This window comes from Sphingobacterium sp. UT-1RO-CII-1 (assembly GCF_026711005.1).
Lineage (GTDB): Bacteria > Bacteroidota > Bacteroidia > Sphingobacteriales > Sphingobacteriaceae > Sphingobacterium.
On record NZ_JAPPVJ010000002.1, the window covers coordinates 483,670 to 505,339 of the forward strand.

The following is a 21,670-nucleotide window of genomic DNA, read 5'->3' on the forward strand; positions in this document are numbered from 1 at the left end:
AAACCTGTCGCAAAACTAGAAAGAAAAAGCCTATTAAAAAACTCAAAACTAGCTTATTGTACAAAAAACACATCTACAAACAACTGATATTCTATCTGTTGTATTGATAAATATTTTCAAACTTTATTATTCCGATTAACTTTTAACAAGTCCTTAGGCAAAACCAATTTCACTAATTACTGGGAATTATACAAATTTTCTTTTTTTTTAAACGAAAAAATCAATTCATTTTACCAACCACAATTTGTACCAGTTGGTTAAAATTGAAATATTTTTGCGCTATTTGTAGCACCTTCTCCGCAGTCATACTTCTTATGACTGTATTATATTGCTTATAATAATCGTTAGTCATGCCGTAAAAATAAACGGCTTTAAATTTATCTGCATGCGAAAATATAGATTCTAAGCTACCCATCATAGAGCCTAAAATATAATTACGCACTAACTCCACTTCTGCTTCATCCGGTACTATACTACATAAAATATCGAATTCTTTTTCAATTTCAAGCATTGTAAGCGCAGTACTCTCCGCAGCTACTTCTGAAGCTATAGTAAAAAAGCCTGTATATTTTAAACTTGCAACAGCAGAACCTATAGAGTAGGTATACCCTTTTTCTTCTCGTATATTACGCATTAAACGCGATCCGAAATAACCTCCAAATAAGGTGTTTACAAATTGCACCGCTGGAAAATCATCGTGTGTACGATTAATCATAGGCATGCCTAAGCGAATAGCAGACTGCAAAGCATCTGTACGCTCTTCAACGATATTCTGAGGCTCCACATCTGCTAATAAAAACAAACTATCCTTGGAGTAAAGCTGTGAATTCCTCCAATCTGCCACAAATAACTCTTCAATCTGTGTAATCAAATCCGCTGATACATTTCCTGAAACGATTAGTGTACAATTCTTCGGTTGAATCTCTTTTTTATACAATTCAAGCAAGCTTTCGCGCGTTAAACTATCATACGACTCTACATCTGGTGTATAACCATAATAATGTTCGTCACCGAACAAACTTTTATAAAATAATCTCCGTGCAACAAAATCATTCTTCTGCAAAGAGACTTGAAGCTTTTGCTTATTATTTCTCTTAAAAGTTTCTAACTCCTCCTCTGGGAAAATTGCATTTTTCAATATATCCTGAACAATGTGCAACACCTTAGGTAAGTATTTAGGCAGAGAGTATAAGTTCAAAGACATCTGGTCATAGCCATATTCAGGTATTAAATACGCTCCGTAAAAGTCTATTTCCTCAGCTATCTGCGCACTCATTCTTGTTAGCGTACCCTCTTTTAACATACCGGAAAGACAAGGATTTAAAAGTGGTGACTGCAAAGCATTGAAAACATTATCAAAAATAAACTCAACTTTTACCAGATCTACTTCCTCAGTTTGAAACAAAAACATTTTCAAACCATTATCATAATCAAACACCTGTGGTTCTATTAAGTCAATAGACTCAATCGCATGCTTTTGAGGAGCCTCTACCCTATTTAATATCATTATTTTCTTTTGCTAAATAAACTAATGTTGAAGAGTTTTCTTCGACAAACATTTCACGAGCCAAGTTCTGCATCTTTAAGGAAGTTACTTCCATATACCTTTGCGCTTCTTCATTATAAAGATTCGCATCACCCAAACTTTCATAATAGGCTAAATTCATAGCTTTATCTAAAATAGACAACTCGGCAAAGACCAACGTAGATTCAATCTTATTCTTTATTTTCTGAAGTTCTTCCTCTTCTACCAACTGCTCTTTTAAGAGCTCCAGTTGCTTCCACAGACATTCCTCCGCATACTCCATAGTAACGTCGGGCAGAGGCTTACCTTCTACCAAAAACAAGTTATTGTCCGTAGAGCCAAGCACATAAGCATTAACTTCACTAAAAATAGGTTCATTCTTTACCAGGGCTCTGTACAACCTAGCGGAAGTACCACGCGACAAAATATCAGACAACATATCCATAACAGGATAGTCGTCTTCCATACGTGCAGAACCATGAAAAGCGATATATATACTATTAATGGGCACATTAGCCTCAATCACTTCTCTACGTGCTTTTGTCTGTTTAGGCTCTTTGGGCAAGCAACGTACAGGTGTATTACCTTTGGGTATTCCACCAAACCATTTTTTTGCTAAAAGCTGTACTTCATCGAAATCAACATGCCCAGAAACTACTAAAATGGCATTATTCGGACGATAATAGGTATAAAAAAAAGACTTTACGTCTTCCATCGTAGCGTTCTCAATATGCGCCAATTCTTTTCCTATTGTTGCCCATTTGTAAGGATGTTCCTTATAAGCAAGGGGCCTTAACCGCAGCCATACATCGCCATACGGTTGATTAAGATACCGCTGCTTAAACTCTTCGCATACCACATTACGCTGTACTTCTAAACTTTGTTCACTGAATGCCAAACTTAACATCCGATCACTCTCTAACCAAAAAGCAGTTTCTAAATTAACAGCAGGTAATGTAATGTAATAGTTGGTAATATCATTGCTGGTGAAAGCATTATTATCACCACCCACTTCTTGTAAAGCAGCGTCATAATTAGGTATATTCACCGATCCACCGAACATTAAGTGCTCAAAAAGGTGTGCAAAACCTGTCTTATCTGGAGATTCGTCACGCGCACCAACATCATAGAGCAAATTAACACAAGCCATCGGTGTATGATGATCTTCATGAACAAGAACCCTTAATCCATTATCCAGTGTAAAACGTTTAAAGTTTATCATGCAATAAATTATAGTAGCTTTATAGCGTCCAATTAATGTCTTTTTTTAATAAGCCTAAAGTTTCCGCTTCCTTTGAGCCTGCAGCAGCTTTAAAATCATATGCCCAATTCGCAGTACTAGGCAGACTCATTAGGATAGATTCTATTCGTCCATTAGTTTCCAATCCAAAACGAGTACCAGCATCGTATACCAAGTTAAACTCCACATAGCGTCCTCTTCGCAACAATTGCCACTGTTTTTCTTTCTCGGTAAAGGTTCGGTTTCTATTCCTATCTACCAATTCTTTATATGTCGGTAAAAAAGTACGACCTAAATCACAAGAAAAATCAAATATCTGTTCATTACTTAAACCTGTTTTCTCGGGCGTAAGTTTATCATAAAACACTCCACCGATACCACGGGTTTCTTCCCTATGCTTTATATAGAAATAGTTATCAGCCCAAGTTTTAAAGTCAGAATAAAATGACGGGTGATGTTTGTCACACACATTTTTCATCATCTGATGAAAGAACTTAGCATCCCCCTCTTCTACATAATGCGGAGTCAAATCAATGCCACCACCAAACCATCGTATCTTCTCATTCAGCTCAAAATAACGGATATTCATATGGATAATTGGCACCCACGGATTATTCGGGTGAATAACTATAGATACCCCCGTTGCAAAAAAATCATCTTCGTCTACCCCAAAACTCTTCTTAATAACCTCTGGAAGCTTACCATGTACCGCAGAAAAATTAACTCCACCTTTCTCTAATACATTTCCCTGCTGAATAATACGCGTACGACCGCCCCCTCCACCTTCACGTTCCCACAACTCTTCTTCAAATTTCGCTCCCCCATCAAGCTCCTCTAAACCTTTGCATATCTCGTCTTGAATAGTTTTATATGTTTCTGCAATATGTTCTTTTGTCAACATAATTTATGTTAATTTATCTACTAATTTATTTACTTCAATACTTGCTGATTGCTTATTATAAAGCACCTGATAAACCATATTACAAATTGGCATATCCAAGCCATACTCTCTAATGATATTCTGTATACAAGCTGAAGCATAATATCCTTCTGCTACCATATTCATTTCCAATTGGGCCGATTGAACAGTATATCCCTTACCGATCATATGGCCAAAAGTACGGTTTCTGCTAAATTGAGAGTAGGCTGTTACCAATAGATCCCCCAAGTAAACAGAGTCATTGATATCCCGTTCTTCCCCAGGGTCTATTGCCGAAACGCAGCGTTCCATTTCACGAATAGCATTGGATACCAAAACCGCTAAAAAGTTATCGCCAAAACCCAAACCATGACAGATACCACCAGCCATTGCATATATATTTTTTAATACAGCACCGTATTCCACGCCATATACATCAGAAGAAATTATTGTTTTTATATAGCGTGTTTGTAAGACATCTGCAAGCAGCTGCGCCTTTACACTATCTTTAGCAGCTAATGTTAGGTACGATAATTTTTCAGCAGAAACTTCTTCTGCATGACAAGGGCCACCTACTACTACAATATTCTCCAAAGGAATCTCATATACCTTTGCTAAATATTCACCCACAATCAGGTTCTCATCAGGAATAATCCCCTTTATAGCAGAGACTACAATTTTATCTTTAAAATCTTGGGCAGTCAGTCCTTCTAAAGCAATCTTTAAATAGGCTGATGGTGTGTTTAAAATAATAATATCTGATTTTTCAATTACACGTTTCACATCTACAAAAAGGTTTTCACCAGAAATACGTAATTGTACAGCACTTAAATAAGATGGGTTATGACCAAATTGACGAACATAATCTAAATCCTCTTGTTTTCGTATCCACCAGAACACTTCTTTTTCAACAACGTTGTCATCCAACATCTTCATGATAGCTGTTGCCCAACTACCACTCCCAATCATACCAACTTTATAACCAGACTGCCCCATACTTTGTATAATTCTAAAACCAACAAATATACGGTATTTTAATACGCCTTAACAGTGCAATATTGAAAACGCTACAATAATTGCTAAGAAAACTTATAAAGCTGTCTATACAAGAACCTTTTCATAAAATAACAAAAGCTATTTTTGGAATCTAAAAATCAATACTTTATATTTGCAATTCACAAAAGCACAAAGCATATTATGTAATATATATTTCTTTCCATATAAAATCATGCGTTCGATTTAATGAATCGATCCTATCAGATATTATTTATAGAAAAGAAATTATGCTTACTGTACAAAACATCACCTATATACACCCGGATAAAGAGTTATTATTTGATAATATCAGTTTTTCAATTGCCACACATCAAAAAGCGGCACTTATTGGTAATAATGGCTCTGGTAAGTCCACCATGCTTAAGTTAATAAGTAACCTTCTTATACCCCATAGTGGCAAAATAACTGTTGAAGGCAAAGTATACTATGTCCCCCAAGTCATTGGTCAATACAATGAGCAGACAGTGGCTGAGGCTCTACTGATAGCCGACAAACTCAAAGCTTTCTATGATATTTTGGATGGAAAAGCAACAGAAGAAAACATGACGCTACTTGATGACGACTGGACTATCGAAGACCGAGTGTGTACAGCACTGGAATTTTGGGATTTACAACACATAGACCTACTACAGCCTATGGCAAACCTCAGTGGCGGACAAAAAAACAAAGTGTTTTTGGCAGGGATCCAAATCCATGAACCGGATCTCATCCTTTTAGATGAACCCAGCAACCATTTAGATAACACTGCTCGAAAGAAGCTCTATGACTTTATAAAAGAAACAAAAGCTACCTTACTTATTGTCAGTCATGATCGGCAACTGCTTAATACCTTAGACCAAATGCTTGAGCTTAGCAATAAAGGTATAAAAACTTATGGTGGCAATTACGAATTTTATGTTGAGCAAAAAAACATAGAACAAGAAACCTTACTTCAAAATATTAATAATAGAGAAAAAGAATTAAGAAAAGCTAGAGAAAAAGAACGCGAGACTACCGAAAGGCAACAAAGATTAGACGCTAGAGGAAAAAAGAAATCAGAAAAAGCCGGTATACCCCGCATAAAAATGAATACGCTGCGCAACAACGCAGAAAACAGCACGTCTAAACTAAAAGGGGCACATGCCGAAAAAATATCTGGTATTCAGCAAGATTTAACCGATTTGAGAAACAAGCGCCCGGAACAGGATAAAATGAAGTTAGGCTTTTCCGAATCTACCCTTCATCAAGGCAAGGTTCTTGTCGAGTTACAGCAGGTCAACGTCAAATATTCCGCTAATCACTTATGGTCATCTCCTATAACTTATCAATTAAGAAGCGGCGAACGTATCCTTATAAAAGGAGACAATGGATCGGGAAAAACCACATTAGCTAAAATTATTTTAGGAGAACTAGTTCCGCACACAGGTGCAGTCACCAATAATTTACGTAAAACGAGCTATATTGATCAAGACTATTCCCTCATCAACAACACCCTGACAGTTTATGAGCAAGCACAGGAGTATAATACTGATGCTCTTCAAGAGCATGATATAAAAATAAGGTTAAACCGTTTTTTATTCGACAATGACACCTGGAATAAGCCGTGCTCCACACTTAGCGGCGGTGAACGCATGAGATTGGCTTTATGCTGTTTAACTATCGATCAAGAAGCTCCTGAGTTAATTGTATTGGACGAGCCCACCAATAACCTAGATATACAAAACATCATTATCCTTACCAGCGCTATCAACGACTATACAGGAACATTGATTGTTATCAGTCACGATGAATCTTTTTTAAATGACATCGGACTTACAAATGAGATTCATGTAGAAAGGAATGTAAAAAATGCATAAAAACCTCGCAAAAGAAATAATAGAGTTCAACAAAAAACTAGCATACAACGGAGCTCTGCCAAATGGTTTTAGGGTTTTGAATCCATATCTTGAAAACCCCGAAACATGGAAAGTCATGCAAGAATTTTATTACAAATACTATAATGACAGCAAACAGCGAAGATTTATAATTGGTATCAATCCCAGTCGGCATGGCGCAGGTGTCACGGGTGTGCCCTTTACGGATACCAAACGCTTAGCATCCGCATGTGGTATTTTCATGAAGTCTGCACACACGCACGAGATATCCTCCGTTTATATGTACGATATGATAGAAGCTTATGGTGGTCCCGATTTATTTTATGCTCAATTTTACATCAATTCTCCTTTTCCATTAGCAATTACCAGAGAAATGACCCATGGGAAATTAATAAATGCCAACTATTACGATGATAAAGTACTGTTTGAAATGGTAAAACCTTTCATGATTTCCTCCTTAAAGGAGCATATTAAACTAGGGTTAAACACCTCAGAAGTTTTTATTTTAGGTAAGAAAAACGCACTATTTTTAGATCGAATAAATAAACAGGAAAGGCTGTTTGGCAAAATGACCGTCCTAGAACATCCAAGATACATACAACAATATAAGTCAAAAGAAAAAGATTTATACATTGACAAGTATTTGACGGCTCTGCAACCTATATAACCAATACAGCCCTCATCTCTCGATGAAGGCTGTATTTTTACAGCACCCTAAACCTTCTACGAATCGAACCCTATGGCTTCTCATCCCACCAAATAAAAAAAGCCTTCATCTATCGATGAAGGCTATATTTTGCGGAGAGGGTGGGATTCGAACCCACGGTACAGTCATCCCGTACACAGACTTTCCAGGTCTGCTCTTTCAACCACTCAGACACCTCTCCTTTGGGATTGCAAATATAAGAGAATTTAATGATCCGCCTAAACTTTTCTATTCAAATATTCTCTTCTTAGAAAGTACTTCCTATACCTTAGCAACTTAACTGTTAAAATACTGTCATTACAAATCAATTAATCTACAGTAAATTCTATAATAAACCTTTTACACGTGTTTTTTTCCTAAATTTAGGTTCTTTATAGCTGTAATGAAATCATGAAAAGAATACTTTCTATAGATGGAGGTGGTATCCGCGGTATTATTCCTGGTATGTTCTTAGTTGCTTTAGAAGAAAGAATTCAAAAAGCGACTGACAATCCTGACGCACGACTCGCTGATTACTTCGACTTTTTCGCGGGCACAAGTACGGGGGGTATTTTATTATCCTTACTGTTATGCCCTATGGATGACAACCCTACCAAACCTAGGTTTACAGCTAAAGAAGCGGTTGATCTATACCTTAACCACGGTTCTGAAATATTTGCGGCAAAACCTTGGCGACACTTCCTTAGTAAATTTGGCTTACTGAGCGAACTATACGATGAAACTGTATTGGAACATATATTAGCTGAATACTTCGGCGACCGCAAATTAAGTCAGCTTATACGCCCATGCATCATTACAGCCTATAATATCGAACTCCGAAAAAATCATCTTTTCCGTCAGCAAAAGGCAATCACCCATGGCGATTCCAGAGATTTCTACCTCAAAGATGTCTGCAGAGCAACTTCTGCTGCACCTACCTACTTTTCGGTAGCAGAGATCTTTTCTTTAGCCAAAACTAGATTTCCTTTAATTGATGGTGGTGTCTTTGCGCATAACCCAGCTTTATCCGCATTACTAGAAGTTATACAGTCATACAACACCTACAAGATCCACGATATTGCTATATTATCGCTCGGAACCGGCATATCAAAAACTTCCTACAACTACGAAGATTTTAAAAAGAAGTGGGCTATTTCTATAGGTCCGGCCTTAGTCGACATTATGGGAAGTAGCTCAGCAGAAAGTGTAAACTACTATCTAGAGCAACTCTTTCAATCCGTCAGCCGTCCACAAAACTACATCAGGATAGAACCCACCGACCTTTCCTCTATTAACCCGTCCATGGATTCCGCCTCTCCCAACAACATTCAAAAGATAATTGCATTAGCAGACAAGCTAATCAGCGAAAAGGAAAACCAAATCAACCAAATAGTCGCAGAACTGGTTCACGACAAAAAGGTATCTACAGAACGTTCTGTATGGAGCTTTCTCAAAAATTAATTGTTCAGCTTTGACCTTCTAAAGTAGAAAGCTTACTTTTACAACAGTTACATCACACTAAGATATGGCGCTAAATTACGTTTGGGTTTCTTTTTTTCTACTTACTTTTATTGTTGCTCTAATCAAACTTATTGGAGGCGATACAGAAGTATTCCAGCATATCGTCAATTCCCTTTTTGAAAGCGCTGCTAATGGGGCTACTATTTCTCTAGGACTTATCGGTATGATGACTTTTGCCCTTGGCATCATGAAAATTGGCGAACGCGGCGGAATGATTAATATTTTTGCGAAAGCTGTCGGTCCATTTTTCAACCGTCTATTTCCAGAAATACCTAAGAACCACCCAGCCCTGGGCTCTATCTTAATGAACTTTTCGGCAAATGCGTTGGGTCTAGACAATGCAGCTACACCTTTGGGTTTAAAAGCTATGAAGGAATTGCAGGAGCTAAATCCTGAAAAAGAAACAGCATCTAACGCACAAATTATGTTTATTGTGCTAAATGCTTCAAGTCTCACCCTCCTTCCTATCTCCATTATGGCTTATCGCCAGGAAGCAGGAGCCCTACAGCCATCAGATGTTTTTTTGCCCATCCTGATTGCTACATTCTTCTCTACACTGGCAGCTTTGATCCTAGTTGCTATATACCAGAAAATAAATCTTTTCCAAAAAACAATACTCTTATACCTAGGAGGTTTAGTATTGGCTATAGGAGGAATGCTTTATTATTTCAGCATTCTATCACAAGATGAAATAAGCATCATTTCTAAAGTCGTTGGCAACTTCGTTTTATTCGGGCTATTTGTATCCTTTATAGTCTTAGCTTTATTTAAACGCATTAACGTATATGATGCTTTTATAGAAGGAGCAAAAGAAGGATTTGACGTCGCTGTCAAGATAATTCCCTATTTAGTTGCTATATTAGTAGGAATAGCCGTTTTTAGAGCTTCAGGCACGATGGATTACTTAGTTGATGGCATCACCTATCTCATCAGTGCTGCAGGAATGGACACCTCCTTTGTCGAGGCCTTACCTGTAGCCTTCATGAAGCCGCTAAGTGGTTCTGGTGCTCGTGGTCTCATGGTCGAGTTAATGGCTACAAAAGGAGCTGATGATTTCGCTTCCAAAGTTGCCTGTGTCATACAGGGATCTACTGAAACCACCTTTTATGTCCTAGCCGTTTACTTCGGTTCGGTAGCCATAAAAAAGACAAGACACGCCCTGCCCTGTGCTTTATTAGCAGAATTGGTAGGAGTAGTCGCTGCAATAATTGTTTCTTATATATTTTTTGGATAGTATATCTTTTAACAAATGAATACAAAAACAATCGCTTTAATAGCGCATGATGGTAAAAAGGCAGATATGGTTGCTTTTGTAAAAGATCATGTTACACTTTTACAAAATGCTAACCTAGTTGCCACCGGAACAACAGGTTCTTACGTAACACAAACAGGCTTAGCGGTCGAATGTAAATTAAGTGGCCCTAAAGGCGGTGATGCGCAGATAGCAGCTATGGCTGCCGAAGGGAAAATTGACGGCATCATATTTTTCAGAGATCCTTTAGGAAAACATGCGCATGAACCAGACATTCAAATGTTAATGCGTATCTCCGATTTATACAATGTACCCCTAGCTACAAATCCGGCAACAGGAAGTTTAATTATAAAAGGTTTATTTTAATGGGCAGAGAAATAAAAGTAATTATTGGAAAAGAAAAATACACGACAACAATCAACATTGAGCCTCATCAAATCATTGCTGACGAACCCACAGATTTAGGTGGTCAAGACTTAGGTCCAGATCCACTAGAGCTACTGCTTTCTTCCTTGGGCGCCTGTAAAGCTATGACCGTCCGCATGTATGCAGATCGAAAAGAATGGGCGTTAGAAAGTGTCGAAATAGCGCTATCTGTCGGTGAACAAAAAAGTGAACACCAAGAAACCACGTTTATAAACTGTCATATTAAGTTCATTGGCGATTTAGATGACAAACAGCGTCAGCGCCTATTAATGATAGCAGATAGATGTCCGATTCATAAGAAGTTAAGCAATCCTATCGTTATAGCTAGTAATTTGATTTAAATAATTCATTTAAATTTTAAAGAACATAGTATATTTGCCGACATTAAAAAAAGCAAGAAATGTCTTTAAGTGAAAATAGTGAATTTAATGGCCCCTTTCAAGAATTTGAAAGGGAACACTGGAAAGGTCTAAACGGAGACTTCTCTTACCGCTTTACAGCCGGTGACCTGGAATATTTAAGCGCACTCAATGAGCCCTTAAATATCAGTGAAATTGAAGATATATATTTTCCCTTAGCACATTACCTCAGCATTCTCATACAGCAACATCGAGAAGCACACAGTACTGTTAATAGATTTCTAAATCAAGACACAGCGCACCTACCTTTTATTTTAGGTATAGCTGGCTCCGTTGCTGTAGGTAAAAGTACAACGGCACGGGTACTGCAGAAAGTCCTGTCTATGTTACCTGGCAAACCAAAAGTAGACCTCGTCACGACAGACGGCTTTTTATATCCGAATGACACGCTAATCAATCGAGGCATTCTGAATAGGAAAGGTTTCCCGGAAAGTTACGATGCAAAGTTACTTCTTCAATTTTTGGCTGCTATGAAAACAGGAGTATGCGAATTTCAGATTCCCGTTTACTCGCACCTAGAGTATGACATTCTTAAAAATGAAGTACAAACAATTGCACAACCTGATATTTTAATTGTTGAAGGTATTAATGTACTCCAAGTAAGTCCCACAAAAGAAAACACAGTATTTGTCTCCGACTATTTCGATTACTCCATCTATGTAGATGCTGCTGAAAAGGACATTATTGATTGGTACATCAAAAGATTCGAATCTTTACGCGCCACTTCATTTCAAAATAAAAGCTCTTATTTTCATCGCTACGCCGATATGAGTCAGCCTGAAAGCAATCGTATGGCAACTACGATATGGAATGAAATAAATGGCCCCAATCTCCATCAAAATATATTACCTACACGCTACCGTGCAGGGCTAATCTTGCAAAAGGGATCCAATCATTTTATTGAAAAAGTAAAAGTTCGAAAAGTTTAGCTTTTACTTTTTCTAATCGTTTTCACGTTTAAATTTTAGCACCTCCCTTAAAATCTCGTTCTCCAACTGCCTATGTAGCCTATTGCTACTGCTTGTTGCATGGAGCTCAATTTTATATTTTACAAAGTCCTTACCAATCTCTATCACTTTCAATCCCATATCGTCATCACCTTCCAATTGTGGGTGATTCACTAGCGTTCCTCTTATCCTTTCTTCCAACTCAACCACCTCAACGGCAGTTTGCAAGGGCAGCTCAAATTTAACGGTAAACAGAGTCGAACGGTGTGCAGATAGATTTACCATCGGCATCGTATACACATAGTTATTAGGCACCATTACCATATCTTCCTCCTCGTCCTGAATAATTAAGCTCGAAAATGTGATATCCACAATTCGTCCTTTATACTCCCCTATTTTCACGCGATCGCCCACCGATAATGAATCCGAAAACATAATAAATAAACCCGAGAGCATATTGGTAATATACTCTCTAAAAGTAACAGCTATAGCCATCGCCACAATCGTCATACTCGTAACAAACTCTTTTGGATTGATCCCTAATGCTACCATAATAGCAATAATGGCAACACTCGTGTTTAAAACCGCCGTCAACCGATTAATTCCCAACACAAAATTACCCCTAACGGCACGGTTGGCGTGCCTACTTCTATAGAGTGCTATCAAAATAAAACGACCTATAGAAAAGATAATACTTAAGGTTAAAAATAAATTAATAGCATCTGTAACATGGTCTATTCTAGGATTCGCTTTATAAAAATCACTAAAATACCAGAACGAAACATACAGAAACAACCATGCTACAATTTTAAAAACAAATTGCAACGAAATCTTTGAGTTAATAGCCTTATCTTCTCCCATGTCTAGAATTCAATAGGCTAAAATATCACTTTTGATTACATTTTACAATATGGATATTGGCATAATCATCGTTTCTTCTTAAAACGATTCCAATCTATCCATTTATCAGTAACCGACTACAGGTGTTATTACTTTCAGAGAGCTGTTTTTCAAACATTTAATAAACTTATACGTTATGATAATTTTATTATAGGCAAAAATAAATTAACTTAGCGGGCTGAAATGTGCTAGATACATAATAATTATGCAAACAACATTCGATTTTGAAAAACCCATTGCAGACTTGCAAATACAAATAGAGAAAGTTTTACAGGTTCAAGATAAGACAAAAGTAGACATGAGTGCTACCATCAATGAACTTAAAGGAAAGCTGGAAGAAACAAAACTTGACATCTACAACAATATGACCGGTTGGCAGAAAGTACAAATGTCCAGACATGCCGAGCGTCCTCAAACTTTCGACTATATTGAAATGATCTGTGATGAGTTTATTGAACTTCATGGCGATCGTACCGTACGCGATGATAAAGCGATCGTTGGCGGTATCGCTTCTATTAATGGGCAGTCGGTCATGATCATAGGACATCAGAAGGGAAAAAACACAAAGGAACGTCAATACCGTAATTTTGGAATGGCTAATCCGGAAGGCTACCGTAAAGCATTACGCTTAATGAAAATGGCCGAGAAATTTGGTATTCCTGTCGTTACCCTAATTGATACAATGGGCGCTTACCCAGGTTTAGAAGCCGAAGAACGTGGCCAGGGAGAAGCTATCGCACGGAACCTCCTCGAGATGTCCGTATTAGAGGTACCTATCATATGTGTAGTTATTGGCGAAGGCGCTTCAGGAGGCGCTCTAGGTATAGGTATAGGCGATCGTGTTTATATGCTCCAAAACACCTGGTACTCGGTCATTTCTCCAGAGTCCTGCTCTTCTATTTTATACCGTAGCTGGGATCAAAAAGAAAAAGCTGCTGAATCCCTTAAACTTACGGCAGAAGATATGTTAGGCAATGGCTTAATCGATGGTATTATAAGCGAACCACTAGGTGGTGCTCATCAAGATGCAGAACTTACTGCTCAAAACTTAAAAAACCAAATCATTTCAGATCTTAAAGTTTTAACGGCTAAAGATGCACAGTTTTTAGTAAGTGAGCGTATAGATAAATTTAGTAATATGGGTGTGGTGGTCGAATAAAACCAACACATTTCTATTCCTTTCAACATAAAAAAGCCATTCCTAAATGGCTTTTTTATGTTAAGTCCACTAGCGAAGTCCTCCATTAACGCTTCCACACCCACATGAATAATTATAAAAAACTAATGTATATCTTTCTTCTACTCATCGTCCTTGTTATAGCGATAATTATCCTCTTTCCTATGCAAACAAAATTCGGGAAAGCTCCTAAAGGAAAGAGACTAGAGCTCATGGCTACAAAACCTAATTTTAAGAACGGTGTCTTTGAGAACCTCGTACACACACCTTCCTTGGCTGAAGATGCTACAATACTGACGGTGCTAAAAACATTTTTGAATAAACACACCCATTCAACACCTAATCACAGGTTAAAAGTTATACAAACAGACCTAAAGCACTTAGCTATCGACCAAGATATACTTATCTGGTTTGGCCATTCCTCCTATTACATGCAAATTGATGGCAAACGCATTCTTGTTGACCCTGTTTTCAGCAACAACGCTTCACCTATACCGAACTCCATAAAAGCATTTTCAGGCACAAACAATTACACTGTCGAAGATTTCCCCAAAATAGACTACCTGCTTATTACGCACGATCATTGGGATCACTTAGACTACCCTACCGTCATCAAACTGAAAGACAAGGTTGATCAAGTTATAACCGGTTTAGGCGTAGGTTCACATTTTGAAGCCTGGGGTTACAGCACCAATCAAATCATAGAGCTCTATTGGCATGAATACATAGATCTAGGTCCGATTCGTCTTACTGCAGCTCCAACACGTCATTTTTCAGGTCGTTCCTTACAGAGAAACAACACCCTATGGGTTTCATTTATCCTCCAATCCGCTACGTTAAACCTCTACTTAGGGGGTGATTCGGGCTATGGCCCTCATTTTAAAGAAATAGGCCATAAATTCGGCCCTTTCAACCTTGCCATACTAGATAACGGACAATATAATAAAGCATGGAAATACATACACATGACCCCGGAAGAAGTTATAAAAGCTGCGACAGATCTCGGTGCCCAGTGTACTTTACCTGTGCACTCTGCCAAGTTTAAATTATCAGACCATGCTTGGGATGAGCCACTTAATGAAGTTTCCAGAATAGCACAAAAGGAACATAAAAAAATAATCACACCCCGCATAGGCGAGATTGTTTATTTAGACAGTACCGAACAGCATTTTCAAAAATGGTGGCTTAGCTCAAATTAATAACGGAACGGATAACTACGCATAAACTCAAACTTATAGTCCGTATTTACCTGTATAGAATCAATCAACGCCGACAAGAGCTGTTGGCCTTTCTTATTTTGGAACATATCATCATGCATCAATAGCACCACGTTATTAGGCTCCATGGAGTTCTTATTATCCATAAAGCGGCGAATACTCTTATAAATATCGTTAACGGACTGTAAAGGCTTTCCTGTCAGACCGTGTATTTTCCACTCCACATCCCAGCCATAAACTTTATAACCGTTCGTAAACAACATATCAGCTGTGCTGGCCCCACTTTGCAGATCCAGTTTCCGAACATCTTCATACACCCAAATATTTCTGCCAGGAAGTCGTGCAATCTTATGCTTTAAGGTCAAGTCCTCTTCATTTTTCACAAAATCATCATACGCACCTACAGGGTTGCTATAAAAAGCTGAAAACTTATTGTTAGCATGTGTATAACTATGGTTATAGCAATCAACCAATGGATTGTTATAATATCTTTCAAAATCTCTTTTTAGACCTTTAGACATATTTGCATGTCTACCGACCAAAAAAGCATTAATTTTTATCTTCTTGGCAGTCGCTATAGAATCTATGGCAGCGCTACCTAATAATGGTCCGTCATCAAATGTAAAATATACATGCTTTGGTTTCTCATCCAGAGCCAAACGTGCAGAATCACGAACACGGCGCTGCTCTGCCTTGGTCAATTTTAAAAGCGAATCTCTGCTTATCGGATTTAAACTATCTGCTTCTATACTAATCTTAGTACGCAAACGTTTAGTTATAGAGCCATCCAATGTATCCGCTATCGGCATTAAAGGTATGCTATCTACTCTCGCAGTGTCCTGTATAGTACTTGCAGCCTTAGCCTTACTATTCATACCTCCATTACAATTTAGAAATACCACAGTTACACTTGTTATACAACCCAAAAAAATCAGGTCTCTCGTCCTTTTAAGCATGTTATCCTTATTCAATTAGCGCTATTATTGATGCAAAATTATAAGAATAACTGACTAATTACAAAAAAATATAAGCAAGAAAAGAGCAAGTAAACAAAAAGCTACAAAAGTTTTTTATATCTACTTCAAGCCGAGAGACCTAATCTATTTAATCGTACTTTCTATGTTTATGCTTTTTATGTCCATTCTTGCCATGATAATCTCTCTTACCATGTCCATTGTAATGCTTATTATGCTTCCCATGCCCTTTGTGATAGCTATTCCCATGTCTGTGCTCTCGCCACGGCTCGCTCCTATTAATCACTACCTTAGGCGTACTATACAGGTCTAGGTGCCTATAATGCTTAGGTAGTTTCTTATGACGCACCCACTTTCTATTGTGGTAATAAATAAAACGCTTACCTCCTACATCATAGTAACTATTAATTTCTGGGAAATAATAATATTGCACATAAGAGTGCCCGGCAAGCCCCCACCTCGGTTGCAATGCTACATTCACATTCACACTCACCTGCGACTTAACCATTGAAGTCCCCCCTACAGTACAAAGCAAAGCACAAATAAAAATCACTTTTCGCATAACAACCTCCATTTTAAAGTATAAATAAAACCTTTATGCCACCTTTTAAATCCTCAATAGAACAAAAAGTATTGAAGCCCTCTCTAGGTCGACATTATTAGAAAAACAAGATACAGCACCTTCGGCTATAGCTTCTACTTATTAGGACTTACGATTTCCCGTATAGATTAAATCGGAAATCGTTAAAAAGTGTGAATTCACATCAGGTTAAAATTGCACAAAAATCAACAATTATATATATCAGTATTTTAACTATCTTTGTGCAATTTTTAAAATTTGCAATTTCATGGCTTTACAATGTGGTATAGTTGGCTTGCCCAACGTTGGTAAATCAACATTATTTAACTGTCTGTCCAATGCGAAAGCACAGGCAGCAAACTTCCCTTTTTGTACAATCGAACCGAATATTGGTGTCATTACCGTGCCGGACGAGCGTCTAAATAAATTAGCGGAGCTTGTAAAGCCACAGCGTATTCTTCCCAATACCATTGAAATCGTCGACATTGCCGGTTTGGTAAAAGGCGCTTCAAAAGGAGAAGGCCTTGGCAATCAATTCTTAGGCAACATTCGCACCACCAATGCTATCATACATGTTTTACGCTGTTTTGATGACGGCAACGTTATACATGTTGACGGTTCAGTAGATCCCATCCGCGATAAGGAAATTATCGATACAGAGCTACAATTAAAAGACTTGGATACGGTCGTAAAGCGTATACAAAAGGTCGAGAAAATGGCTAAAACAGGCGGGGATAAAGATGCTAAAAGAACTTTTGATGTTCTTTCCGTCATAAAAACACACCTTGAAGCTGGTAAATCGGCTCGTACTGCTCCTGTAGAAGCTGAAGATTTTGAATTCATCGAAGACCTGGCTTTATTAACCATCAAACCGGTACTCTATGTTTGTAACGTAGATGAAGGTTCGGTCATCAATGGCAACGCTTATGTTGATCAAGTAAAAGAAGCCGTTAAAGATGAAAATGCAGAAGTATTAGTTATCTCTGCACAAATCGAATCAGAAATAGCACAATTAGAGTCTTACGAAGAGAGAAAAATGTTCCTTGAAGATCTAGGGCTGGAAGAATCCGGCGTAAACAAACTCATTCGAGCTGCTTATTCGCTATTAGATCTTGCCACTTATTTCACCGCTGGTGTTCAAGAAGTACGTGCTTGGACCATCGAAAAAGGATATACTGCTCCACAAGCAGCTGGTGTTATTCACACCGATTTTGAAAAAGGTTTCATTCGTGCCGAGGTTATTAAATACAATGACTTTATCCAATACGGTTCCGAAGCGGCTGTAAAGGAAGCTGGAAAACTAAGCGTAGAAGGAAAGACTTATATCGTTGAAGATGGGGATATTATGCACTTCCGTTTCAACGTTTAAATCAATTATTTAAAATATATTAAAAAGTATCAATTTTCCTAAAGTTGATACTTTTTTTATTTTCCGCAAACAGTGTCCCTTATGGCACTATTCGCCTGCTTATCTAATTAAACTTTAGTATTTTTGGAAACAGTAGAACGTTTGTAAAAATATAAGCTCATGAAATTCGGACAAGTAGACAACCCTGAAGGAATAGATTTTAGCCTTCCCCGTACAGCTCAAGAAACCATAGATCTTTTAAATGAACATAAAAACAGCAATCCTTTAGAAGTTTATGTAGGTTGTGCCAAATGGAACCGAGCTGATTTAAAAGGCTTCTATCCACGCGGTACAAAGGACGAATTATCCTATTATTCCAGACAGTTTAACTCTATTGAACTGAATGCAACCTTTTACAACTCCCCTTCCAAAGAACAGATCATTACTTGGAAAGACAAAACCCCAGCTAATTTTAAATTTTTCCCAAAGCTTCCCCAATCTATCAGTCATTACAGTCGTTTACTAAACTGTGATGAAAAAGTAGCTACTTTTGTAGATTCAACGGTTCTATTTGAAGATAAGTTAGGCATGGCCTTTCTACAAATGCATGACAACTACAAACCTAAAGACTTCGACCGTTTAGCTACTTTTTTAGAGAACTTTCCTAAAGGCTATCCTTTAGCTTTAGAAGTTAGAAATAAAGAGTGGTTCAGTAATCCTGAGATTGCTCGTGCACTTTATAAAACTATGCATCAAAATTTCATCACCAACATATTGGTGGATACTGCGGGTCGCCGTGATATGCTACACATGCACCTCACTACCCCTGTTGCTTTTATTCGTTATGTTGGTGCCAACCACCCGACAGATTATGACCGTCTGCTAGACTGGGTTAAAACCATCAAAATATGGAAAGAAGCCGGATTACAAAAACTATACTTTTTTATACATCAAAATATTGAATTGGAATCTCCACTCTTAGCTACACACTTTATTAAAGAACTAAATAAAGAAATCGGAACCGATCTCCAACTTCCCAAGAGCGGCAATCCTACTCTATTCTAGTCTTCATCCATTTCTTCGCCTAGTTTACGGTCCTGCGCGGCCCCTACGAGGTCGCCCAACTGCTCTTTAACATCGGCTCTATACATATATAGGTCCGAATAATAAGGATTTAGGCCTATCGCTTTATCATAATCTTTCAAAGCAGCTTGCCACAGTTCCAATTTCTCCAACAGATCCGCTCTTAGGCTATATACATAAAAATCTTCGGGGAGCAAGTCTACAAGCTTATCATAATCCTTACGTGCTTCCTCATACTTTTCTTGGCCTAGCAGAAAATCAGCCCGCTCTTCGTACACAACACTCTCCATAGGAGCCAAGTGCACCGCCTGGTCAAAGTCTGCTGCAGCCTCCTCATTGCAGCGAATTGCGGCATACAATTTAGCCCTTGAGAGTAGTGCTTTGTAAGAAGCCTCCTCAATGGATAAAGCTTTATTAAAATCATCTAAGGCCTCCCTATATTTTAACATCCGCATATACACAGCCCCTCTAAATATATAGATATCTGTATGATTTGGATAAACCTCTAAACCTTTACTATAAGTTACTACTGCTCCGGCATAATTAAAATTCTGCACTTGCTCCAATCCCATTTCCACTACATCAGTCTCTTTAGTAAAAGTTTTTTTACTTCCTAGTTCAGCGGTTCCATTCTCTACCCACTCTAAAAAAATATGGTAATTAAAATCTAGTTTTTTAGCTACTTGATAATCATAAAAGGCTCCTTCGCCATCCTCGAGCAATTCATTGATTAATGACCTGCATGCATAAAAAAAGGGTTGTTCCGGATATGTCTCTATAGCTTGCGTATATATATCCCTAGCCTTTTTGTAGTCCTGCAAATGATAAGCTTCATGCGCTAGCTCAGCCATCTTCATAGCCTCACTTTCATGTACATCCTCAAAACAAACAGCTTCAGGAATAGGGAATAGCTGCGAACTAACCAATTGAAAATATAGATTTTTTAAAAAATTCATTGTAAAAAAGTAATCTGTAAGGCCTTAAAAATAACGCTTTACTATCCTAAAATTATGCGTATACTTGTTTTGCTCCGCATTAAAAATCCCCTGTGCATCCATACGATCCAGTCGTACAGATACAGAAGCATGAAAAATCGTCTGTTGATCCACCATCATGCCCACATGGATAATACGTCCTTCCGCATTATCAAAAAAAGCAAGATCCCCTGGTTTAATCTCTGCGATAAAATCAACGTTTTCTCCCTGCAGAACCTGCTGATAAGCATCACGAGGTAAATCAACACCAAAATGTCGATACATTGCCTGCGACAAGCCCGAGCAGTCGATACCAGCAGCAGAACGGCCTCCCCACAAATATGGGCGATCTTTATAATAGGTCATTAATTTAGGCAGCTCTGTAGCAAAATCCGATAATCCCGGCTTTCGCAACGGCGAGCTCACAGTATACGCTTCATCACCCTCGATAAGAACTACACTACGGCCACTCAGGCGCGTTCCGGGCACAAGATCGATACTTACCCCCTCTCTTTTCGCCACTGCGCCCAATAAGTCTACAACAAAGCCCTCTTCATTCTTTATGCTTGCCCCCCTATCAATCACAAATTGTCCAGATTGCACCCAGCCTTCATAATCAGGAGATAACAAACGTACATACGTCCAATCCGACTCGGTTTTAAGTATTTCAAAGCGCTCTGCAAATAATATTTGACTAACGAGCTCACTCCGGTGTGAAGGCTCTGCCCGCAGCGGAATTATCGATAAATTACAAACGCCTATTAGCATTTTATCCATATGTATTTTATTATTCGTCTCCTTACTTTCTCTAACGTATCTATCCAATACCCCGTTTTTACTTCCCGCACTCCCCCAGATAGCTTTGTTTTTTTAACAATCCTATAATCTATACCCATAGCGTGCAGCATGCTCCTACACCCACTATACTATGCATAATGTTTCATTGTTTTTACAATTGAAACTTCGCAATCGTTCCTTTTTTCACATACTACAATCGCAGATATTTCTTATATTTATAAAACAAAGTGCATAGCACTATGTTTCTTTACATACGAATATAACTTATTTTAATAAACCACAGCATGAGCAATAATAGATTTAACCGGATTTTAGTCGCCATTGACGACAGCCCTTGTTCAGAAAAAGCAGTAGGTTATGCAACCGATCTAGTGCGCGAATTTCAATCATCCATAGCCCTTGTAACTGTAGTACCTCCTACATCACCGGCTAATTATGGTGCCGACCCTCTGCTTGGTCAACAGCCTATTGTCGTTGCAGAAGTTTCCGAAATTCAGTCAGCTGCAGCACAAAAATATCTAGAAGATGTAGCAAAACAATTTGAAGGTGCACACGAAATATTTCTATTTAATAAAGTAGGCAACATCCGTGAAGAGATTTTAGAAACCGCACAGGAGTGGACTGCCGACCTCATCATCATGGGATCAAACGGACGTACAGGTTTTGATCACTTTATATCCGGCAGTGTCTCTGAATCGGTCATTCGCAAAGCAAGTTGTCCAGTATTGGTTATTCCGGGCAAATGTGACTAAACAGGCCAATCAAAGCTTTCTGCC

General features: G+C 38.2%; 21 protein-coding genes and 1 tRNA gene. 12 read left to right on the forward strand and 10 right to left on the reverse strand.

The features are described 5' to 3' along the window. Positions 1-220 precede the first annotated feature (220 nt). From ORI89_RS06010 to ORI89_RS06025, 4 genes are read right to left on the reverse strand one after another with little or no spacing between them, the layout of a single operon-like run. Entirely contained in the window at positions 221-1,507 is a 1,287-nt protein-coding gene (locus tag ORI89_RS06010; protein ID WP_268229537.1) for a M16 family metallopeptidase, read from the reverse strand. Then, positions 1,494-2,747 carry a M16 family metallopeptidase gene (locus ORI89_RS06015; protein WP_268229538.1) on the reverse strand — a complete coding sequence of 418 codons (1,254 nt, stop codon included), beginning with the start codon at positions 2,745-2,747 and terminating at the stop codon, positions 1,494-1,496. Before ORI89_RS06015 ends, ORI89_RS06010 begins: the two co-directional genes overlap by 14 nt. A 19-nt stretch (positions 2,748-2,766) precedes the next feature. Continuing rightward, positions 2,767-3,666: an oxygen-dependent coproporphyrinogen oxidase gene (gene hemF, locus ORI89_RS06020; protein ID WP_268229539.1), complete on the reverse strand. Its 900-nt coding sequence runs from the start codon at positions 3,664-3,666 to the stop codon at positions 2,767-2,769. A gap of 3 nt (positions 3,667-3,669) precedes the next feature. Continuing rightward, positions 3,670-4,680 (reverse strand): NAD(P)H-dependent glycerol-3-phosphate dehydrogenase, encoded by a 1,011-nt coding sequence (locus tag ORI89_RS06025; RefSeq protein WP_268229540.1) that lies wholly within the window; start codon positions 4,678-4,680, stop codon positions 3,670-3,672. Positions 4,681-4,967: 287 nt separating this feature from the next. Between ORI89_RS06025 and abc-f the strand changes: the two genes are divergently transcribed. After that, a complete protein-coding gene (gene abc-f / locus ORI89_RS06030; RefSeq protein WP_268229541.1) occupies positions 4,968-6,575 on the forward strand; it encodes a ribosomal protection-like ABC-F family protein in 1,608 nt (535 codons plus the stop codon). Further along, complete coding sequence (locus ORI89_RS06035) at positions 6,568-7,260, forward strand: SMUG2 DNA glycosylase family protein (protein WP_268229542.1); 693 nt, start codon at positions 6,568-6,570, stop codon at positions 7,258-7,260. The genes abc-f and ORI89_RS06035 overlap by 8 nt, the downstream gene beginning before the upstream one ends. 132 nt (positions 7,261-7,392) lie before the next feature. Here ORI89_RS06035 and ORI89_RS06040 read toward each other — a convergent pair. Then, a tRNA-Ser gene (locus ORI89_RS06040) sits at positions 7,393-7,480 on the reverse strand. 209 nt (positions 7,481-7,689) lie between these two features. Between ORI89_RS06040 and ORI89_RS06045 the strand changes: the two genes are divergently transcribed. The 5 genes from ORI89_RS06045 to coaA all read left to right on the forward strand — a co-directional run bounded on the left by ORI89_RS06045 (position 7,690) and on the right by coaA (position 11,825). Then, positions 7,690-8,739, forward strand: coding sequence for a patatin-like phospholipase family protein (locus tag ORI89_RS06045; RefSeq protein WP_268229543.1), 1,050 nt, complete (start codon positions 7,690-7,692; stop codon positions 8,737-8,739). 64 nt (positions 8,740-8,803) lie between these two features. Then, positions 8,804-10,033, forward strand: coding sequence for a nucleoside recognition domain-containing protein (locus ORI89_RS06050; protein ID WP_268229544.1), 1,230 nt, complete (start codon positions 8,804-8,806; stop codon positions 10,031-10,033). Positions 10,034-10,048: 15 nt separating this feature from the next. Then, positions 10,049-10,417 (forward strand): methylglyoxal synthase, encoded by a 369-nt coding sequence (locus tag ORI89_RS06055; protein ID WP_268229545.1) that lies wholly within the window; start codon positions 10,049-10,051, stop codon positions 10,415-10,417. Then, positions 10,417-10,818, forward strand: a complete 402-nt coding sequence (locus tag ORI89_RS06060; RefSeq protein WP_268229546.1) for an OsmC family protein — start codon at positions 10,417-10,419, stop codon at positions 10,816-10,818. Before ORI89_RS06055 ends, ORI89_RS06060 begins: the two co-directional genes overlap by 1 nt. A gap of 59 nt (positions 10,819-10,877) precedes the next feature. Next, positions 10,878-11,825 carry a type I pantothenate kinase gene (coaA, locus tag ORI89_RS06065; RefSeq protein ID WP_268229547.1) on the forward strand — a complete coding sequence of 316 codons (948 nt, stop codon included), beginning with the start codon at positions 10,878-10,880 and terminating at the stop codon, positions 11,823-11,825. 12 nt (positions 11,826-11,837) lie between these two features. Here the strand turns inward: coaA and ORI89_RS06070 are convergent, their stop codons facing one another. Then, entirely contained in the window at positions 11,838-12,704 is an 867-nt protein-coding gene (locus ORI89_RS06070; protein ID WP_268229548.1) for a mechanosensitive ion channel family protein, read from the reverse strand. 244 nt (positions 12,705-12,948) lie between these two features. Between ORI89_RS06070 and ORI89_RS06075 the strand changes: the two genes are divergently transcribed. After that, positions 12,949-13,902, forward strand: a complete 954-nt coding sequence (locus ORI89_RS06075; RefSeq protein WP_268229549.1) for an acetyl-CoA carboxylase carboxyltransferase subunit alpha — start codon at positions 12,949-12,951, stop codon at positions 13,900-13,902. Between the two features lie 182 nt (positions 13,903-14,084). Next, the gene (locus tag ORI89_RS06080; protein WP_268229550.1) at positions 14,085-15,119 is read left to right on the forward strand and encodes an MBL fold metallo-hydrolase; all 1,035 of its coding nucleotides are present in this window, start codon (positions 14,085-14,087) and stop codon (positions 15,117-15,119) included. On the opposite strand, the gene ORI89_RS06085 is transcribed toward ORI89_RS06080, so the two are convergent. Both ORI89_RS06085 and ORI89_RS06090 read right to left on the reverse strand, forming a co-directional pair. Next, positions 15,116-16,039: a polysaccharide deacetylase family protein gene (locus tag ORI89_RS06085; RefSeq protein WP_268229551.1), complete on the reverse strand. Its 924-nt coding sequence runs from the start codon at positions 16,037-16,039 to the stop codon at positions 15,116-15,118. The two genes, ORI89_RS06080 and ORI89_RS06085, sit on opposite strands and share 4 nt — an antisense overlap. Positions 16,040-16,241: 202 nt before the next feature. Continuing rightward, positions 16,242-16,673, reverse strand: a complete 432-nt coding sequence (locus tag ORI89_RS06090) for a hypothetical protein (protein ID WP_268229552.1) — start codon at positions 16,671-16,673, stop codon at positions 16,242-16,244. A gap of 286 nt (positions 16,674-16,959) precedes the next feature. Between ORI89_RS06090 and ychF the strand changes: the two genes are divergently transcribed. Both ychF and ORI89_RS06100 read left to right on the forward strand, forming a co-directional pair. Continuing rightward, a complete protein-coding gene (ychF, locus tag ORI89_RS06095) occupies positions 16,960-18,060 on the forward strand; it encodes a redox-regulated ATPase YchF (RefSeq protein WP_268229553.1) in 1,101 nt (366 codons plus the stop codon). A 159-nt stretch (positions 18,061-18,219) separates the two neighbouring features. Then, positions 18,220-19,104, forward strand: a complete 885-nt coding sequence (locus tag ORI89_RS06100; RefSeq protein ID WP_268229554.1) for a DUF72 domain-containing protein — start codon at positions 18,220-18,222, stop codon at positions 19,102-19,104. On the opposite strand, the gene ORI89_RS06105 is transcribed toward ORI89_RS06100, so the two are convergent. Both ORI89_RS06105 and ORI89_RS06110 read right to left on the reverse strand, forming a co-directional pair. After that, entirely contained in the window at positions 19,101-20,078 is a 978-nt protein-coding gene (locus ORI89_RS06105) for a tetratricopeptide repeat protein (protein WP_268229555.1), read from the reverse strand. The genes ORI89_RS06100 and ORI89_RS06105 overlap by 4 nt on opposite strands. A gap of 24 nt (positions 20,079-20,102) precedes the next feature. Further along, on the reverse strand, positions 20,103-20,921 hold the full coding sequence (locus ORI89_RS06110; protein WP_268229556.1) for a C40 family peptidase: 819 nt from the start codon (positions 20,919-20,921) through the stop codon (positions 20,103-20,105). Between the two features lie 257 nt (positions 20,922-21,178). On the opposite strand from ORI89_RS06110, the gene ORI89_RS06115 reads away from it, so the two are divergent. Beyond that, a complete protein-coding gene (locus ORI89_RS06115) occupies positions 21,179-21,646 on the forward strand; it encodes a universal stress protein (RefSeq protein ID WP_268229557.1) in 468 nt (155 codons plus the stop codon). The last annotated feature ends 24 nt before the right edge of the window (positions 21,647-21,670 follow it).

Bases quoted from the DNA above. Each gene is read 5' to 3' on its own strand.
- ORI89_RS06010 (WP_268229537.1), bottom strand. From the start codon at position 1,507: ATGATATTAAATAGGGTAGAGGCTCCTCAAAAGCATGCGATTGAGTCT.
- ORI89_RS06015 (WP_268229538.1), bottom strand. From the start codon at position 2,747: ATGATAAACTTTAAACGTTTTACACTGGATAATGGATTAAGGGTTCTT.
- hemF (WP_268229539.1), bottom strand. From the start codon at position 3,666: ATGTTGACAAAAGAACATATTGCAGAAACATATAAAACTATTCAAGAC.
- ORI89_RS06025 (WP_268229540.1), bottom strand. From the start codon at position 4,680: ATGGGGCAGTCTGGTTATAAAGTTGGTATGATTGGGAGTGGTAGTTGG.
- abc-f (WP_268229541.1), top strand. From the start codon at position 4,968: ATGCTTACTGTACAAAACATCACCTATATACACCCGGATAAAGAGTTA.
- ORI89_RS06035 (WP_268229542.1), top strand. From the start codon at position 6,568: ATGCATAAAAACCTCGCAAAAGAAATAATAGAGTTCAACAAAAAACTA.
- ORI89_RS06045 (WP_268229543.1), top strand. From the start codon at position 7,690: ATGAAAAGAATACTTTCTATAGATGGAGGTGGTATCCGCGGTATTATT.
- ORI89_RS06050 (WP_268229544.1), top strand. From the start codon at position 8,804: ATGGCGCTAAATTACGTTTGGGTTTCTTTTTTTCTACTTACTTTTATT.
- ORI89_RS06055 (WP_268229545.1), top strand. From the start codon at position 10,049: ATGAATACAAAAACAATCGCTTTAATAGCGCATGATGGTAAAAAGGCA.
- ORI89_RS06060 (WP_268229546.1), top strand. From the start codon at position 10,417: ATGGGCAGAGAAATAAAAGTAATTATTGGAAAAGAAAAATACACGACA.
- coaA (WP_268229547.1), top strand. From the start codon at position 10,878: ATGTCTTTAAGTGAAAATAGTGAATTTAATGGCCCCTTTCAAGAATTT.
- ORI89_RS06070 (WP_268229548.1), bottom strand. From the start codon at position 12,704: ATGGGAGAAGATAAGGCTATTAACTCAAAGATTTCGTTGCAATTTGTT.
- ORI89_RS06075 (WP_268229549.1), top strand. From the start codon at position 12,949: ATGCAAACAACATTCGATTTTGAAAAACCCATTGCAGACTTGCAAATA.
- ORI89_RS06080 (WP_268229550.1), top strand. From the start codon at position 14,085: ATGCAAACAAAATTCGGGAAAGCTCCTAAAGGAAAGAGACTAGAGCTC.
- ORI89_RS06090 (WP_268229552.1), bottom strand. From the start codon at position 16,673: ATGCGAAAAGTGATTTTTATTTGTGCTTTGCTTTGTACTGTAGGGGGG.
- ychF (WP_268229553.1), top strand. From the start codon at position 16,960: ATGGCTTTACAATGTGGTATAGTTGGCTTGCCCAACGTTGGTAAATCA.
- ORI89_RS06100 (WP_268229554.1), top strand. From the start codon at position 18,220: ATGAAATTCGGACAAGTAGACAACCCTGAAGGAATAGATTTTAGCCTT.
- ORI89_RS06105 (WP_268229555.1), bottom strand. From the start codon at position 20,078: ATGAATTTTTTAAAAAATCTATATTTTCAATTGGTTAGTTCGCAGCTA.
- ORI89_RS06115 (WP_268229557.1), top strand. From the start codon at position 21,179: ATGAGCAATAATAGATTTAACCGGATTTTAGTCGCCATTGACGACAGC.